General features: G+C 59.4%; 15 protein-coding genes and 1 pseudogene. 7 read left to right on the top strand and 9 right to left on the bottom strand.

Annotated elements, in window-relative coordinates:
- From QSV46_RS38585 to QSV46_RS38600, 4 genes are all read right to left on the bottom strand, one after another.
- Positions 1–603, bottom strand: a 603-nt coding sequence (locus QSV46_RS38585; protein WP_314963932.1) for an alpha/beta hydrolase, incomplete at its 3' end; no start/stop codon positions are given.
- Positions 604–787: 184 nt separating this feature from the next.
- Positions 788–1300, bottom strand: a complete 513-nt coding sequence (locus QSV46_RS38590) for a Phasin protein (protein WP_314963933.1) — start codon at positions 1298–1300, stop codon at positions 788–790.
- Between the two features lie 478 nt (positions 1301–1778).
- Positions 1779–2969, bottom strand: a complete 1191-nt coding sequence (locus tag QSV46_RS38595; RefSeq protein ID WP_314963934.1) for a PHB depolymerase family esterase — start codon at positions 2967–2969, stop codon at positions 1779–1781.
- A gap of 3 nt (positions 2970–2972) precedes the next feature.
- Positions 2973–3392: a CopG family transcriptional regulator gene (locus QSV46_RS38600; RefSeq protein ID WP_314963935.1), complete on the bottom strand. Its 420-nt coding sequence runs from the start codon at positions 3390–3392 to the stop codon at positions 2973–2975.
- Between the two features lie 365 nt (positions 3393–3757).
- Between QSV46_RS38600 and QSV46_RS41630 the strand changes: the two are divergent.
- A pseudogene (locus tag QSV46_RS41630) lies at positions 3758–3844 on the top strand (integrase); the annotation flags it as partial.
- 318 nt (positions 3845–4162) lie between these two features.
- Here QSV46_RS41630 and QSV46_RS38605 read toward each other — a convergent pair.
- The 4 genes from QSV46_RS38605 to QSV46_RS38620 form a co-directional block, all read right to left on the bottom strand.
- Positions 4163–4663 (bottom strand): nuclear transport factor 2 family protein, encoded by a 501-nt coding sequence (locus tag QSV46_RS38605; RefSeq protein ID WP_314963936.1) that lies wholly within the window; start codon positions 4661–4663, stop codon positions 4163–4165.
- A 1218-nt stretch (positions 4664–5881) separates the two neighbouring features.
- On the bottom strand, positions 5882–6340 hold the full coding sequence (locus QSV46_RS38610; protein ID WP_314963937.1) for a YidB family protein: 459 nt from the start codon (positions 6338–6340) through the stop codon (positions 5882–5884).
- Between the two features lie 73 nt (positions 6341–6413).
- Complete coding sequence (locus QSV46_RS38615; protein WP_314963938.1) at positions 6414–7034, bottom strand: general stress protein; 621 nt, start codon at positions 7032–7034, stop codon at positions 6414–6416.
- A gap of 29 nt (positions 7035–7063) precedes the next feature.
- Entirely contained in the window at positions 7064–7384 is a 321-nt protein-coding gene (locus QSV46_RS38620; RefSeq protein WP_314963939.1) for a hypothetical protein, read from the bottom strand.
- Positions 7385–7931: 547 nt separating this feature from the next.
- Between QSV46_RS38620 and QSV46_RS38625 the strand changes: the two genes are divergently transcribed.
- From QSV46_RS38625 to QSV46_RS38640, 4 genes are all read left to right on the top strand, one after another.
- On the top strand, positions 7932–8159 hold the full coding sequence (locus QSV46_RS38625; protein WP_314963940.1) for a hypothetical protein: 228 nt from the start codon (positions 7932–7934) through the stop codon (positions 8157–8159).
- 160 nt (positions 8160–8319) lie between these two features.
- The gene (locus QSV46_RS38630; RefSeq protein WP_314963941.1) at positions 8320–8559 is read left to right on the top strand and encodes a hypothetical protein; all 240 of its coding nucleotides are present in this window, start codon (positions 8320–8322) and stop codon (positions 8557–8559) included.
- Positions 8560–8932: 373 nt separating this feature from the next.
- Entirely contained in the window at positions 8933–9250 is a 318-nt protein-coding gene (locus QSV46_RS38635) for a hypothetical protein (RefSeq protein ID WP_314963942.1), read from the top strand.
- A gap of 1631 nt (positions 9251–10881) precedes the next feature.
- Entirely contained in the window at positions 10882–11232 is a 351-nt protein-coding gene (locus QSV46_RS38640; protein ID WP_314963943.1) for a hypothetical protein, read from the top strand.
- A 332-nt stretch (positions 11233–11564) separates the two neighbouring features.
- Here QSV46_RS38640 and QSV46_RS38645 read toward each other — a convergent pair whose 3' ends face one another.
- Positions 11565–12068 carry an isoprenylcysteine carboxylmethyltransferase family protein gene (locus QSV46_RS38645; RefSeq protein ID WP_314963944.1) on the bottom strand — a complete coding sequence of 168 codons (504 nt, stop codon included), beginning with the start codon at positions 12066–12068 and terminating at the stop codon, positions 11565–11567.
- Positions 12069–12267: 199 nt separating this feature from the next.
- Between QSV46_RS38645 and QSV46_RS38650 the strand changes: the two genes are divergently transcribed.
- Both QSV46_RS38650 and QSV46_RS41635 read left to right on the top strand, forming a co-directional pair.
- Entirely contained in the window at positions 12268–12831 is a 564-nt protein-coding gene (locus QSV46_RS38650) for a dodecin family protein (RefSeq protein ID WP_314963945.1), read from the top strand.
- A 171-nt stretch (positions 12832–13002) separates the two neighbouring features.
- On the top strand, positions 13003–13482 hold the full coding sequence (locus QSV46_RS41635; protein ID WP_409997284.1) for a GcrA family cell cycle regulator: 480 nt from the start codon (positions 13003–13005) through the stop codon (positions 13480–13482).
- Positions 13483–13792 lie beyond the last annotated feature (310 nt).

Here is a 13792-nt window from a genome sequence, read left to right on the forward strand (position 1 = left end):
GCAATCATCACCTCGCCGCGACACCCACTCGCCATCCTGATTGTCGCGCGCTTCCCATCCAGATTGTCGCGCTATAGCCGGACCTGACATGAGCCAAAAGTCCATCCGAAAGGTTGGAAAATAGTAGCCGGACACAAGCACGAGCCCACTCACGGCATAACCGCTTCGCAGCGCCAGCGCGATTGCCACCAGCGTTCCCCAGGAGTGGCCGAGCACCACGGGATTGCGCACTCCAAGCTGATCAAGAGCCTTCGCGAACAAGGAAGCTTGCGCTGTGGCCGTCCAGATGCGCGTGCGCGGACGGTCGCTGTAGCCAAATCCTGGCCGGTCGAAGCAAACGACGCGATAGTTGTGGGCCAGGCGGTCGACCAAGCCGCTTAGGACGAGATCCTGAATCATGGTGCCGTTCCCGTGAAACAGGACCACGCAAGGGGCGGCGGTATCGCCCCGTTCAATATAGTGAAGGCGCACTCCGTCGCACTCGGTAAAGACGCCGATCGGGGGATTCTTTCGCTCCGCTGCCACCTGAAACGCGATGTTGCCGAGGATCAAAACGACAAGTCCTGCCAAAACGATCATCAGCACGGCTTCAGTTGTGGACATGGCGTCAACCTATATGCGCGATGGCGGGTACCTCGGATTGGCGGCACCGAGACCGCTTAGGGCCGATGCTGATCGGCTCCCTCGTTGTGAGCCGCGCCCTCCAGCCGAAAGCAAGCAACCGTGGTCGGCGCGTGCGTGATCCGCGTTCGCTTCCATCCTTTGCCGCAGCGGATACGGCTTGCAGTTATCGTCCCGGCAGAGCGGTGAGCTCTTGGGGCGGATTGATGCGCCAGAACGGATAAGCCGCCAGTTCTTTCGAATGCTGCCCGACCATATCGAGCCGTCTGTTTGTAAACTCCGTAATGACGCCAAAAAATTCAGTCGGTGACTTGATCGTCGCAAGTCTGAGGCCGAATTCAAAAGCAAATTGCGCGTTGGCCGCGGCTATCTCAAGAAGCTTCGCTTGATACGCCTGCATGTTTGCCTTCGCTAAAGCAAAGCCGTTCGTTGGATCGCTATCCGTCATTCTCTGACTGAGGTCATCTGGTAAGGCATCCACCCGAGGCTCAATGAGAGGAACCTCGTGTTTAGGGTCATCATGAAGCCCAAGGGGCGGTTCAATCGAGACTGCCGCAACAGAGCGAAGTAAATCCTGTTTCGGGCTTCGAACAATGGCCTGCTTGTTCTGTTGGGCCCGCGCGGCCATTTTCGGATTGCGGGCGCGCTTCGGCGCTGTCGCCGGTTTGCGTTTGCTCATCTGACACTCCAAGAAAATGGGGGGGGGCGACCACAACGGTCATTTCTGTTAGGACAACAGGCTTTGTGACGTGGCGTTCCAAACCCTTGCATTGTTGGAGTCCCGCATGAACTGAGATCAATCGGACGTTCTGCGATGTCGAGGATGATTTTAGGTAGCAACTCCAACCAACAAACGTCTAGCTGGCGATCTTCCAGACCTATGCTCAACGGCGTCAGTCTGAGAACAATCAGGCCTCCGCGCGTTGGGCTCTCCAAAAGACCAGCCGACGTTCTCATCACGGACGTCAAGCCGCCCGAAGACATCGACGGATGGCAGATCCCGAACGTTGCCGAGAGGATTATCCGGTGATCTATGCGACCTGTTTCTCGCCCGTCGCGCCCCGCGCTGGCGGATAGAGGCCGGCTTCGGCGACGCCAAGCGGTCCGGGCGCTCGGCGACGTGCTCGAGGACAACCTGAGCGCCCTGTGAAGCCAGACTACCCACCGAGCGAATGCTCGAGGAAGAAGCGCAGCATTTCCCTCGTCGCTTCCGGCCCTTGGGGATCAGTGTAGGACCCGGCGGGGCTACCTCCTGACCACGCGTGTCCGGCGCCATCGATGTTCCATTGTTCGGAAATCGTCCGACCGGCCCCGTCGATCAGGACGGTGCGAGTATAGGCATGGCCGTGGGGTACGCGTCCGCGAAGTACCATCGTCGTCGGCCTCGTTGCCCTGGCGGACTGCTCGATAATCTGATCGCCATTCTTTGGATGCACCGTAGTGTCGCGATCGCCATGGAAAACGATGGTCGGCACGGAAATTTTGCTATCCGCAATTGCCTTGAAGCCGCCTCCCTGCCGCATGGCGACGAACGCGGAGGGAAGATCGCTCGCGGCGCCGCACGCGAGGCCTGAATGAATTCCGACGGCCGCGTACAGGTCGCTATACGTTGCGCCCATGATCGCGGCGGCGGCCCCGCCGGCGGACAGCCCCCCGACGTATACGCGTTTCGGATCGATAGCATGGTCGCGCATGATCTGGCGGGTAATGCCGGCGATCATCGAGGGCTCGCCCCCGCCGCGGCGCTGGTCGCCGGTGCGAAACCAGTTCCAGCACTTCGACTGGTTGGCTCCGCTCGGCTGCTCAGGATAGACCACGAAGCAATTCTGCTCTTCCGCCAGGAAGTTCATCCGGGTGCCGGCCGCGAAATCGTCCGGCGACTGGGTGCAGCCATGAAGCATGACGATCAGGGGAAGCCGTTTTCCCTGACAGCGGCTTGGGATGAACAGCTTGTAGGTGCGGCTTCCCGCGGCGTTACTGAAGGTACCGGCGATAAACCGTGTGCCCTCGGGCACGATGTCCGATGGGGACAGAGGAGCGCGCGCGATCGGACTTCGCAGGCCGAGCCCGGAAAAATCCCGCATGCCGTCGAGCAGTAAGGAGCGTCTGCGTCCCTGCGCGGAACGGGCCGGCGCAATCTGCGGGGCTTCCCGCTCCTCGACGACGTCGGCCGTGGCGTCGATAGCAAGCGGATCGAGCCGCGGGGGCCGAGCCCGATGGACGCTACGAGACGCCGGTCTTGGAGCGCTATCGCCCTGGAGCATGCGCTGCAGGAGCGCGGTGGCCTCGACCAGTTGGCCGGCACGCGTGAGGCGGGTTACTTCGCGGACTATGTCTTGATTCAGCATCCTTCACCTCGTTCTGTCGGCGAGAGCGGCCTTGACCGCGGGAGTGGCGTGAAGGGCCCCTAGCACCGAGACCGACGCGATTGTGGCGCTAGCCAACTCGGGAGTGACGTCCGGGGCGATGGTAGCTAAGCCCAAAACATTGATCTGCAGCATCTGGCCGGCGCGCCGCGCCGCTTCGAGATCCTCGCGAGTATAGTTGCGCAGCCCAAGGTCCAGGTTCTTCCGGGCCGTGGATTGTCTGACGACCTCTACGTGGCGCTCGAGCTGGTTCCGGATTGCTGTCCGGATGAAATCGGTCCGGTTCGAATAGAACCCTTCCTGCACCATAAGATCGACATGACCGAGGTCGACGTAGCCAAGGTTGATCGTGATCTTCTCAGTGTCGGGGGCTTTGGGTCGCAACTCGCGCACATTGTCGGCCATAGCTAAACATCCTCAATTACCAGCCCACTGGAGGGCGTGTGGATGTTGTTTAGATGCTCCCGGGGGACTTTCAAGGGATGGAGCGGATAGCCCGCGCCCAAGAGCGCGAGATCCGAGAATGGGAGCGTCACCCGTTTGGACTTTGGCGTCCATCCGCGAGCACGCCGCTTGCGCTCCCCCGCCACTGGGAATGCATCCAATGACCGTCGAACAGTTCGCAGGCGCGCCGTCACGTCGAGAGCGGTCGCCGCATCGTCGAGCGCCAGACAAATTCCGGGCGAAACTCGCCTCGATCATCGCAAACCCAAGGGCCAGCTCGTTCAATGGCTTCAAACGGAAACAGGTTCGGCGTGCTCCCACGCCGGGGGCACACCAAAATCGAGAACACCGTCCGGTACCTGGGAATTGAAGTCGACGATGCACTCGCAATAGCAGGGCAGGTCGACGTCTGAATTAGCTGAGCAGAGCGGACCTGCTCTGCCCCTCATTACCAGCGACAGCGGACATCACGGCGGCTGAACCGCTCTTCGGCTTAGGGCCAGACTCGGTCCTGCAGGGCTGTCCTTGCTGCAGTCCGGTCTTCACTCAGAAGCTGTTGTTCGGTCCGATCAAGGAGCCGCGCCATCCCGTCTTTTTCGAGAGGCGAGGGCCCTTGATCTCACGCAGCGGATGCGAGTCGGCTTCCGTGGCCGAAAGACCTACGTTTCAGTTGCTGCCTCCGCCCGTTTGGGCGCGAAAGCCGGTCCCGACGAACTACTCTCGGGTAGGCACTATTTTGCACTCGGCGCGTTCCCCGTTGTAGTCGCCGTGGTCCCCGCTTGCTGCGGCTGCGGCGGCGGTGCCTTAGGAGCCGACGTCAGCATACGAATCTTCCATTGCCCATTCTCACGAACATCAAGAGCAGTCCAAATAGCGTTTATTTCCAGGGGATCGCCTTTCTCACTCTTACCAGTAATGTGAGCTTCGCCAGTTGATAGAGCCATGTTTTCTGACAATGGCTGAACTTCGATCACCTTCACCTCGAGGCGATTAAGTCCAGCTTTGAAACCGTCCTCGTAAAACTTGGTATTATCGGGCTCAATTCCATTCTGAGTAACACGCAGGTAGTTCTTCGTATAAAGTGACGTAATCCCGGCAGCATCTTGTTTGTCGAAGTGCTGCTCGTATGCTGAAGCTATCTTGCCAATTTCCTCCTTGAGATTTTGATCTGCTGCAGTCGCAGGAACTGCCGACAAAAATAGTGAGAAACATACAGCTCCAAATGCGCGCATGATGTTAGCTCCCTGCTGTTGATGCCTCCCTAGAATAGAGGATGGAGACGAGGCTTACCTCCGTCGTCCTAAGCAACGTCGATCGCGTGGTCGCCCGGTTTCGAGGAACAGGTCCTGTCAGTATTACGGTTGGGTACACCTCGGGCGCACTAGCGCCGACCTGCCACTTTATTGCTGACTCATCGGATGATCGCGAAGTGACGTTGGCTCCTGCTCCAACATAGCTCAACACCGCGATGTCGGCCATGCGTCAAAGGCTGCCTCGGCCAAGCCGAATTGCGCTGTTCGGCTCGCCTCCCGAAAGCTGACCCCTCAGTCTTCTGAGCGAATGGCAGCCACGGGCCACAAGCGGAAGTACTTACGGGCCAAGAAAGAGGCCGTCCACTGGGGCGGCCTTTGTTCGCATAATCGCTTTGTTCGCATAATCGCTATTAGTGAGGAGAGGGCACGTTGCGCCAACGTACGAACGCCCCTTGAGTTCCTTCGGGCTCGTCGGCAACGAGGGCGGCCTTACTGCCGCGTAAGGGTGCGTAGTTCGGCTGCTAGCTCAGCTCTCAGTTCGTCCTCCAGCTCCCGGATGTGCTTCGCGGTTGGCCCGTCCGGAAACTCTTTGATGAGCTGGCGACAGTGCGCCAGCTTCTGTTGGATCGCTGAGATATCACGATGATCTTCTATCTTGGGAAAGTCCTGTAACTCCGATGCCGGCACAGTTGCGACGCTTACCAGCGGTGATGACGTCGCCAGCCATAGTGGTGACCACGGCCTCTGCCCCAACCGTAGTGATGACCACGCCCGCCGCGATGACCCCACCCGTGACCACCGCCATGTCCGTGGCCGCCCTTGACCTCAACAGGGGCAGTCCGAGACGCGCCCAGTGCGTCCGGCTTAGCAGCGGGCATCGCCGAAGCAGACGGTACAGGCGTTAGAGCAACGGCTCCTGCCACTAAGCCGACCAAGCACATCCACTTCATGTAAGCGCCTCCAGATAAGAACGGGACCAGGGGCCGGACAGCTGCGGCGTAAGCCGCAGCGTTCGCCCCGCTGGTCAATAACGGGGGCGGGAAAAAGTTGCAATGAGAGCTAACTCTCCTCGGACGGGGAGGAAACCTGTGCCGGGTTTGCAAGCAGTCTTGGTCTGCTTCGGGTCACAACCTGCCCCTTAACAGGCTGCTTCACCTTGGTCGGCCTCATCTCCGAGAAGCAGACACATTTACGTTGTTATCCTGCTGATGGAGCCGGAAGACGTCCGTCGGGCGTGTATTTGTCCACCGCTGTCGGAAGCTCGCGAGACAATCGGTCGAGAATCTCCTGCTGCGATAGGCCGGTCTGCTGCTCAAGCTTTTGAAGGACGTCCGGACCGATTGCTTGCTCGAGTTCGGGCGGGGTGACTTCCCGGTTAGGCCCCTGATTGATCCAGGATTGGGCCGTATCGCCTCGTCCGTTCTGCTTGAAGCGCTCAAGCAACTCGCCGATCCCGCCGTTCAGCAGCGAGCCCACGCCACCACCGCCCACAAGGCCGCCAAGATTGCCGAGCATGCCGCTCAAGGGATCCTTGCTGCCCGCCGGCTGACCGGAAGTCGCGTTGCGCAGCATGTCTGCCAGTTTGTCCCGATTTTGGTAACCGGCGATCGCGAGCATACCCAAGAGGGCGGTCATCGATGGCATTCCACGACTCATATCCAACTCCTCAGTTAAATGATGGGATCACGCGAAGAAAACGGCGACCCGCGTGGGCGGGCCGCCGGATCATTCATCGCACTCCGGTGCCGTAGAGTTGCCGTTCTCTCCGGACCTCCTCCGCGCCATAAGGCTGGGCGGATGGATCGTAACTCTTCCACCCTGCCTTCTGCCAGGCTGCGCTTCGGTCGCGCAGATTGACGGCGGATTGGTTCAGGATCGCTTCGTATCGCGCCCGGTCCGCGTCCGGCACACGCGCCGAAACCAGCGTGCCGCCGCGCCTCACACCTTCGGCATAGAGCGGAGCTTCCTCATCGGATACACCGGCCTGCGTCAACGCGCCGACCACCCCGCCCGTAGCGCCGCCAGCTGCGGCACCCAGCGCGGTCGACGCAAGCCATCCGGCCGCCACGACCGGACCCAGGCCGGGGATGGCCAACAGACCGAGGCCCGCGAGCAAACCGGCCGCGCCACCGAGGCCTGCGCCGAGGCCCGCTCCCGTTGCCGCACCTTCAGCCCGATCATCAACCCCATCTCGATCGCGATCGACCTTCTTGTCGGTGCTGTACCAATTGTCGGAATTGTTCGCGACGATGCTCAAATCCGAATGCGGTACGCCCGCGGCCTCCAGGCTCGTCACCGCGCGCTGCGCATCGGAGTAGTTATCGTAGAGACGTGAAATCGTAACGGTCATCTTGAATCCCTCTCAATTTTTGCTGCGCGTTATTTCGCCGCGTTGACGTTGCCCTGGAAATCCAGACTGACGTCGGTCGAGGCGCCGCCTTTAGTGGCCTTTCCGCGCCAAACGCCGTTGTCGTCCTTCTTCAGGGATGTGACGTTGGTGTAGCCCGCGTCCTCGATCTTCGATTTAGCCTGTCCCTCGGTGAAGCTGTTGGCGCCTGCGACCGGCTTGTTGGAATTGTTCTGACCGGAACTGTTTACCGCGTTATTGTTGGGCCGATCAGTGGCCGGCGGGTTTTGCGCAAACGATGGACCCGCCAGAAGCGAAGCAGCCGTTAGCAGAAGAAGCAGTTTCTTGTTCATGTCGTCCTCCAGTAGTGGCACGGCACAACAGGTGCTGGGCTGAGAAGTTCCTAGTTTTCCTGGTCGAGAGGAGGGCGCGGCGGCTCGCTTCGAGAATCTGTGTCCTGATCCGCAAGGTGCAGCACAGTGCGATACTTCATGAGCACTTGCTCGGCCTTCAGCATGGAATGGGCTCGGCCTACGGGGCGATGTGGCAGGCCCCGCGCGAATGCGCGGCCTGTGTGGCTCACGCTCTCAAGCTCCGACTTCCAAAGGCGGCCACACTCATTCCTGCTGCAGAATTTTTCGCGATCCGTAACTTGCCGTGCGTCCCGAGGCTGGGGGGCTTTATAGGATGCTGCTTTCGGAGACCTTGATTGTTCGATGACGGAAGCATTGCGCCTTTGCGCGCGGTCCTCGATGATGTGTGCGAGAGAGTGCCGCTCTGCGAGACCGCTGCTGCACCCATGTTGCCTCTTCCTGAACTTATTTCGGCTCTTTAGCGCCTTACATCATGGCTTCGGAACAAAGGGACCTCGCTGACCTTATTTAGCCAGGAGACCTGCTCATGCTGTGCTCAAGACCGCCGCGGCCTATTCGCACGACGCTCGATCTCGCCAACACAGAGCAGGTAAAGGCAGTGCGAAAGCGACTTCGCATCAGCCATGCCGATTTGGTCAAGATCGTTGACAAGATCGGCAACTCCTTATCGGCCATCGAAAAGGAAGTTGAGCTCGAAAGTTTATCGGCGGTTCAGCCGCGCAATGCGAAAACCGGGCCTACGACCTTCAAGTAGCATTCGTTCAACGGGCCAGGACACCTGTGATGAACGACCCGATTTTACCTGCGGATTAATAATTGTAATCGGACATTTTCCCTTTTTTCGGATTGCGATGACCGCTTTGCTCTCCGATTGCTGCAGCCGTCCGATTAGCCGTTTTGTTGGAGTGGCCCAAATGACTGATCCGCACCAGGTGAATACCATCATCTGCACGACCATTTGCGCCTTTTTCGCGCAACATCGAGATGCGGAAATCGGAATTGAAGAAGCCAAGGTGCCGCGAAGCAAATTGCTGAGGCGCTCAACCAGGCGGGACTACAGATTGTCGCCGCCGATCCGGCGGGTGCGCCTGGCTAACACTGCCGAAAGCGATATTCCAGTCTTCATGGGATTCACCAGGGTCCAGCGGAGCTGAGGCTTACTTTTCAAACCGGCCAACTCGGTTCTCAATCGCATCGGCGCATCTCTCGCAGGCCGAGACCAGCGCGTCTTTCAATTATCGTCGGCACGGCTGAGGTGCTCAGGACAAGAACCGTCGCGCACAAGCGGTGCCGAGATTAAGTTAGTTGTCTCCGCCGATGTGCGGCGCAAGCAAGACAGAGCTGGAAGGCGTGGAATTGGTTCCACGGCTCGGAACGGTGAGGTCCACTGCAGCTCGATCTTAACCGGCGCTTCCGCGATGGTGGCCCGAGGCCAAGCTCGTTACTGGCTACCCCTTTTTAGCCGTGGGCTTTTCGACGGTTCGGGGGCAGGCTCAGTCCCGAAGGAACTCTGGTCAGGCGCGTTCCATGGCTCAGTCTCCATCCATCGTGCCGCAGAGTGCGGCTAGCCACGACGTCTACATTGTGCTTGAGGACTTCGGCGGCCGTTTGGGGCGGGCCTGGTCCGAAACGGCAGAAGAGGACGGCAATCGTTCGACTCTGCTGGGGCACCTGATCGAAGGCCATTATTTTCGCCCTGCTCGCATCGTCGCCTTCAACACGACCGAGGGATGGTCGCGCGATGTGACCGCAATTATCGCGGATGAGCTGCGCCGTCGCTATGACGAACTTGAGGACATGGCGCCCTCCACGCTGGAATTCCTTGCGAGAGCGGCGAGGCACTGAGCGACAATCGCGAAGGCAACCCAAAATGAAAGAGGCCGCCCACTAAGGCGGCCTCGAAGTTTGTGCATATTCACTTAGTGAGGAGAAAGGACAGCCGCGAAGCTAAACGCCACTGCACAGGCGACGGCTAGTGACCATAGCGTTATTCTTATCTCTCGCGGCATTTCGGGCTAACTTCGGAAGCAGAACCGGGTTCCTCCCACTGAGGCGGCCTTACCTTCGTGTTCCGCAGGCGAATACACGCGTTCGCAGCGTGTTCACGGCGGGACTAAATTCCTTGCATCCTGGCGAGCTTATTAGCGAGTGCGATGGCTGCGACCTGGTGGGGCGCCGTGCCAAGAACGCAGTGAGCCAAGGCCGGTGATTCGTGCCCTGGATCGTGACATAGCGGATCACGTCCCCCACTGGAGTTCTGCTTCGGCACGAGCCCGACTCAGGCCGAGAAGTCCCGCCCCTATCGGAAGGTCTTGGCATCGGCAACGCTCGCGACCAGCGCCGTTGCCAGTGCTGGAACGACGCCCAGGGATCGCATCCAGTCGCTTGCTCGTCCTCAGGAGTCCGTAAGTCACTCAAGCTCTGGCGAATAACGGTTCGGTGAAGGAAACCCATTCGCCGCTGCCCGAAACACTCCGGAAACGGTCGGCCGTTAGGTTCTATTCATTGCCGGGTGAACGAGGGGATTATCAATGATCGCGCTTCAGCTAGTTGCAGTGCTTCTTGGTGGCGGCATTTTCTTATCAGTATGCTCGGGCGACCTCGGCGCGGACATGGTCCTCGCTATCCTCGCTTGCCTGTCGTAAGCGACAGGCCGCCGGGCTCGGACGCGCGGCAAGCCGCCGTGTCAAAAAGGCCGGCCCCGAAGGAGGATGAATCCCTAGAGGCCGGAAGTTTACTCTACTCGCTCCGAGACATGGCCCGGAGCTGGAAAGGAACGCCCCCGGATTGCCGGTCGTTCCCGACTCGCAAAACCCGGCGAAGCGAGGGGTTGAGGCCGCTAAGCGCTTGAAGGAGCAGCACGTCATACGTGGCGATGCAGTCCCCAGAAGGCGATCAGCAAAAGAGCGACCGCTCCAATTCCCAGCAGCATGAGAATAGCTTCGAGCATGACGAATCAATCTCCGCCCGAGCCAGAGGCTACACCCAGGCAGAGAATTGTCACCAAGACGGGTTCAGTGCGAAACGCCCGACGGTCGCGGGCAAGTGAGGCCGCGCATCGGCTAACTAATGGCATTCTTCCCGGCCTTACAAACCGCTTCGACCAGGACTGGGCACTCCTATTCCTTAGCATCGCCCGCAGCGGTACCGCGAAGCTCCCTGCATTCGCCGCCGTCAAAGAACCACTTGGTTGAGCCAATGGCGACGATCACTTTGCATTTGGGGCAGTGCACCTGCATTTGCCCAATATGCACCTACAGATGGTCAGTTTCCAGTCACAAACCCCAGGGCGAGCGAGTAAGGAGGGCAGCGAAGTCGACCCTGCCGGCAAAAGGCCGACCCTAGGACCAGCGCTGGCGCGGCGGGCACCGCGTCGCGCTGCAGTTCATCAGCGGCAGTTGCAACGGACTTAGTTTCCGGGTTGCCAGCCTAAGCCGCACCAAGCCATCGGCGGTGAATATCGCGGAGGCAAAGAGATGTTTCCAGCGAAACTTGCGGCATCGTTGTTTGGCTCAGCGTTGCTACTGACGCCAATACTGGCACGTGACGATGGCCGATACGACCACTCTCCGCTGAAGCCATGGTTCGAAAGCCTGGAGAGCGAATTGGGAAAGTGCTGTACCGATTCCGACGGATACATAGTGTCCGATGCGGAGTGGAAGTCCAGTCGTGGGCGTTACCGCGCCCTTATTGACGACGAATGGGTGATCGTACCTGACGGCGCGGTTATCACACAACCAAACCGCTTCGGCCGCACAATGGTCCGGAGGCACTACATCGACGGCCATGCGCGCGTCCGATGCTTCATGCCTAGCAGCATGACTTAATGCGTTTCAAAAGGTAGTCCGCTTCGGGTCAAACGATTTGACGATCCGCTGTTCACTTCCGATCTACTGCGATGAACAGACATTCTCTTGCTCAGCCGGCAAGTCGGTTTCGTGCCAGATTCGGTCCTCATAATGCGCAAGCGCAGACGGCCGGTCTTCCTCCGGGATCGGAAAGACACGGCGTGCGGAGCACTTGCCCGGCCCGTGCGTTATTTCGACCTGGCCGCTAAGGTAGTGGGCCCTCCGGGGCGAGGCCGCTAGGCGCGCTTGCTACGCTACGCCGTCTCGCACTGTTTGTCGCAGCCGGCATCGAGCCGCTGGCAGCGATTCCTTTATGCGGCGCGCCATGGCGTCAACCGCGGAATCCAGCGCGGCACATTAGTCTGAAAGCTCTCGTACTCCGTGCCGAATGTTTGCTTGAGCGTCGGTTCTTCGTACATCACCACAAAGACATGAAAAAAAAGCCAGAGTAGCGCCCCGTACCAGAGGAGACGCCCGTCACCAAACAAAAAGGCCTGACCAAAAATGACTGCGACGACGGCGATGTAGATCGGATTTCGCACGTAGCGATAAAGGCCAGTCACTACGAGCTTTTGTGTCGGCGCGATCGGGGCGGGCGTCCCCAGCCCCTCCAGCGCAAACCGCGCAAATGAATCCACAAGTCCGGGCACTCCGAGGATGATCAATATACCGCCGAGGATGCGGGTTAGATCGACGCCGAAAACGGCTGGCCGAAATTCCCACTGCGTGACCCACCACGGGACGAAGCCTGCCAGCACCAACGGCGCAATGACGAAGAACAGAGCGGAGCCCAAGACGGCAATTGCTTTCGACATTGCGTGCTCCCACGACCCGACAAGAATAGCTTAGCGAATGCCTTTCTGCACGAGCATTGAACGCGGCTCCGCAATTAGTTGTCCCGGCCGTCGAGTTCTCTTCACCTCGCTTCCGATCTTCAAGCTGAGTTTGGGTATGGTCAAAAGCGGCGGTCGCGCGCTCGGCTGTAAACGTCCGGATCTACCCTTCTGAACCGACATGTTGCGGCACCGCTTTAACGGCAGCGAAGGGGTCAAAAACGGACGGCAAACTTGCAGCGACGGCCGTCCGCTTTCTCGCCAGGACGTAACGTCATTCGGATATGCGTTGTTATGGAATGGTTCAGACGAGGTCCGCTCCGGCGCAATCAGCGGACATACCAATTTTGGAACTGACGTCAGCGTTGGGGCCAAAAGCTGCCATCACGCCAAATGCAATTTGTCCCTTATCGGGCCCCGGGCGACGCCCGTGACCGTATCGCGCCGTATCAGCGCCGATATCCCGATGCTAGATTTCACAACGGCAGGAAGCACCTGCTTCCTGCTTCATACCGAACAGGAGCACGACATGCCGGATAGCGTCTACAAGGTCATTGAACTGATCGGTACCAGCAACGACTCATGGGAGAAGGCGGCCGCTAATGCGGTAGAGCAAGCTGCAAAATCTCTCCGAGATCTTCGCATTGCAGAGGTCGTCAAACTCGATATGCAACTGGATGCGAAGGGAAAAGTAGAGGCCTATCGCGCCAAACTCAACGTATCGTTCAAGTTCGACGGTTCCTGAGCCTCAGCACCTCGCCCCGCAAGCGGGGCGAGGTTGGCTCACTGGAGAACGCGTCGCTCGACCGCTGATCGGCGTTTGTGACCCATCCTTGGACGTCCGGATGTCGTCCGTCAGGAATACTCGACTTCGCATGCCTTTCGATTCGCATGCCTTTCGAGGAGTAACAACAACATGAAGCAACACGACTTCGAAGCATTTTTCATCACAGCGACCGTCCGGACGCCGCTCGTTGCTACGGGCGCCGTGATGCCGCCGCGAGATCCTGATAAAGACGAGGAGGACGAAGATGACGACGAGGAGGATGACGCCGACGAACCGACAGTCGTACGCGAGCCGGACGATGACGAGGCTAGCCGGGTGTCTGGCAGTCGGCGCTATAATATTTCCCATGGAGGTGCGAAAGACGTAGCGCTGCTCAAAAGGCTTTGGGCCGCAGGACAGAGCGAGGCACGGATTGCGCGCCGTCTCGGGTGTAGCCGTACTGCGGTCTGCGGCATACTAACCGGTTTGAGCCTGAAGCGTGGCCACAAGCCGCCAACAGCAAGACCCAAGATAAGGCCGCCCCCGAAGCCAAGGCCGGCGTCGTCGGCCGCCTCCACACGTCCACTAGCAAAGAAGGTGTCGCGGCACAGCAGAGAGGCAGCAGCCTAAGGAAGTCAGCAAGCAGCAGCTTTACGCCATTCTAGCCGAGGCGGTCAGGAACACTGGCTAAGGGCTCACCATGAAGGTCGTTACGCCCCGCGTCCGTGCCTAGTCCAGCTCGAAAGGGTTCGGCTGCGTGAACATTCCGCCTCGGGTCGATCGCGTCGTTTTGACTGTGCTTCAATCACTTCCGGTTTTCCTCGATCAGCGGACATTCTCAGAGACGGTCAACATGTCTCAAAGGGCCATGTGTGGACGGCTCCGGGTTGGCAAGGAGAATCTTCACTTGCGGCGTTGGTCGGAGCAGCCATGTGTTCGG

The organism is Bradyrhizobium cosmicum, assembly GCF_032290525.1.
GTDB classification, from domain to species: domain Bacteria; phylum Pseudomonadota; class Alphaproteobacteria; order Rhizobiales; family Xanthobacteraceae; genus Bradyrhizobium; species Bradyrhizobium cosmicum_A.

What these genes read in the sequence shown, in the direction of transcription:
- QSV46_RS38590 (WP_314963933.1), bottom strand. Translation starts at nt 1,300, where the DNA reads ATGAGCAAACGCAAACCGGCGACAGCGCCGAAGCGCGCCCGCAATCCG.
- QSV46_RS38595 (WP_314963934.1), bottom strand. Translation starts at nt 2,969, where the DNA reads ATGCTGAATCAAGACATAGTCCGCGAAGTAACCCGCCTCACGCGTGCC.
- QSV46_RS38600 (WP_314963935.1), bottom strand. Translation starts at nt 3,392, where the DNA reads ATGGCCGACAATGTGCGCGAGTTGCGACCCAAAGCCCCCGACACTGAG.
- QSV46_RS38605 (WP_314963936.1), bottom strand. Translation starts at nt 4,663, where the DNA reads ATGCGCGCATTTGGAGCTGTATGTTTCTCACTATTTTTGTCGGCAGTT.
- QSV46_RS38610 (WP_314963937.1), bottom strand. Translation starts at nt 6,340, where the DNA reads ATGAGTCGTGGAATGCCATCGATGACCGCCCTCTTGGGTATGCTCGCG.
- QSV46_RS38615 (WP_314963938.1), bottom strand. Translation starts at nt 7,034, where the DNA reads ATGACCGTTACGATTTCACGTCTCTACGATAACTACTCCGATGCGCAG.
- QSV46_RS38620 (WP_314963939.1), bottom strand. Translation starts at nt 7,384, where the DNA reads ATGAACAAGAAACTGCTTCTTCTGCTAACGGCTGCTTCGCTTCTGGCG.
- QSV46_RS38625 (WP_314963940.1), top strand. Translation starts at nt 7,932, where the DNA reads ATGCTGTGCTCAAGACCGCCGCGGCCTATTCGCACGACGCTCGATCTC.
- QSV46_RS38630 (WP_314963941.1), top strand. Translation starts at nt 8,320, where the DNA reads ATGACTGATCCGCACCAGGTGAATACCATCATCTGCACGACCATTTGC.
- QSV46_RS38635 (WP_314963942.1), top strand. Translation starts at nt 8,933, where the DNA reads ATGGCTCAGTCTCCATCCATCGTGCCGCAGAGTGCGGCTAGCCACGAC.
- QSV46_RS38640 (WP_314963943.1), top strand. Translation starts at nt 10,882, where the DNA reads ATGTTTCCAGCGAAACTTGCGGCATCGTTGTTTGGCTCAGCGTTGCTA.
- QSV46_RS38645 (WP_314963944.1), bottom strand. Translation starts at nt 12,068, where the DNA reads ATGTCGAAAGCAATTGCCGTCTTGGGCTCCGCTCTGTTCTTCGTCATT.
- QSV46_RS38650 (WP_314963945.1), top strand. Translation starts at nt 12,268, where the DNA reads ATGTTGCGGCACCGCTTTAACGGCAGCGAAGGGGTCAAAAACGGACGG.
- QSV46_RS41635 (WP_409997284.1), top strand. Translation starts at nt 13,003, where the DNA reads ATGAAGCAACACGACTTCGAAGCATTTTTCATCACAGCGACCGTCCGG.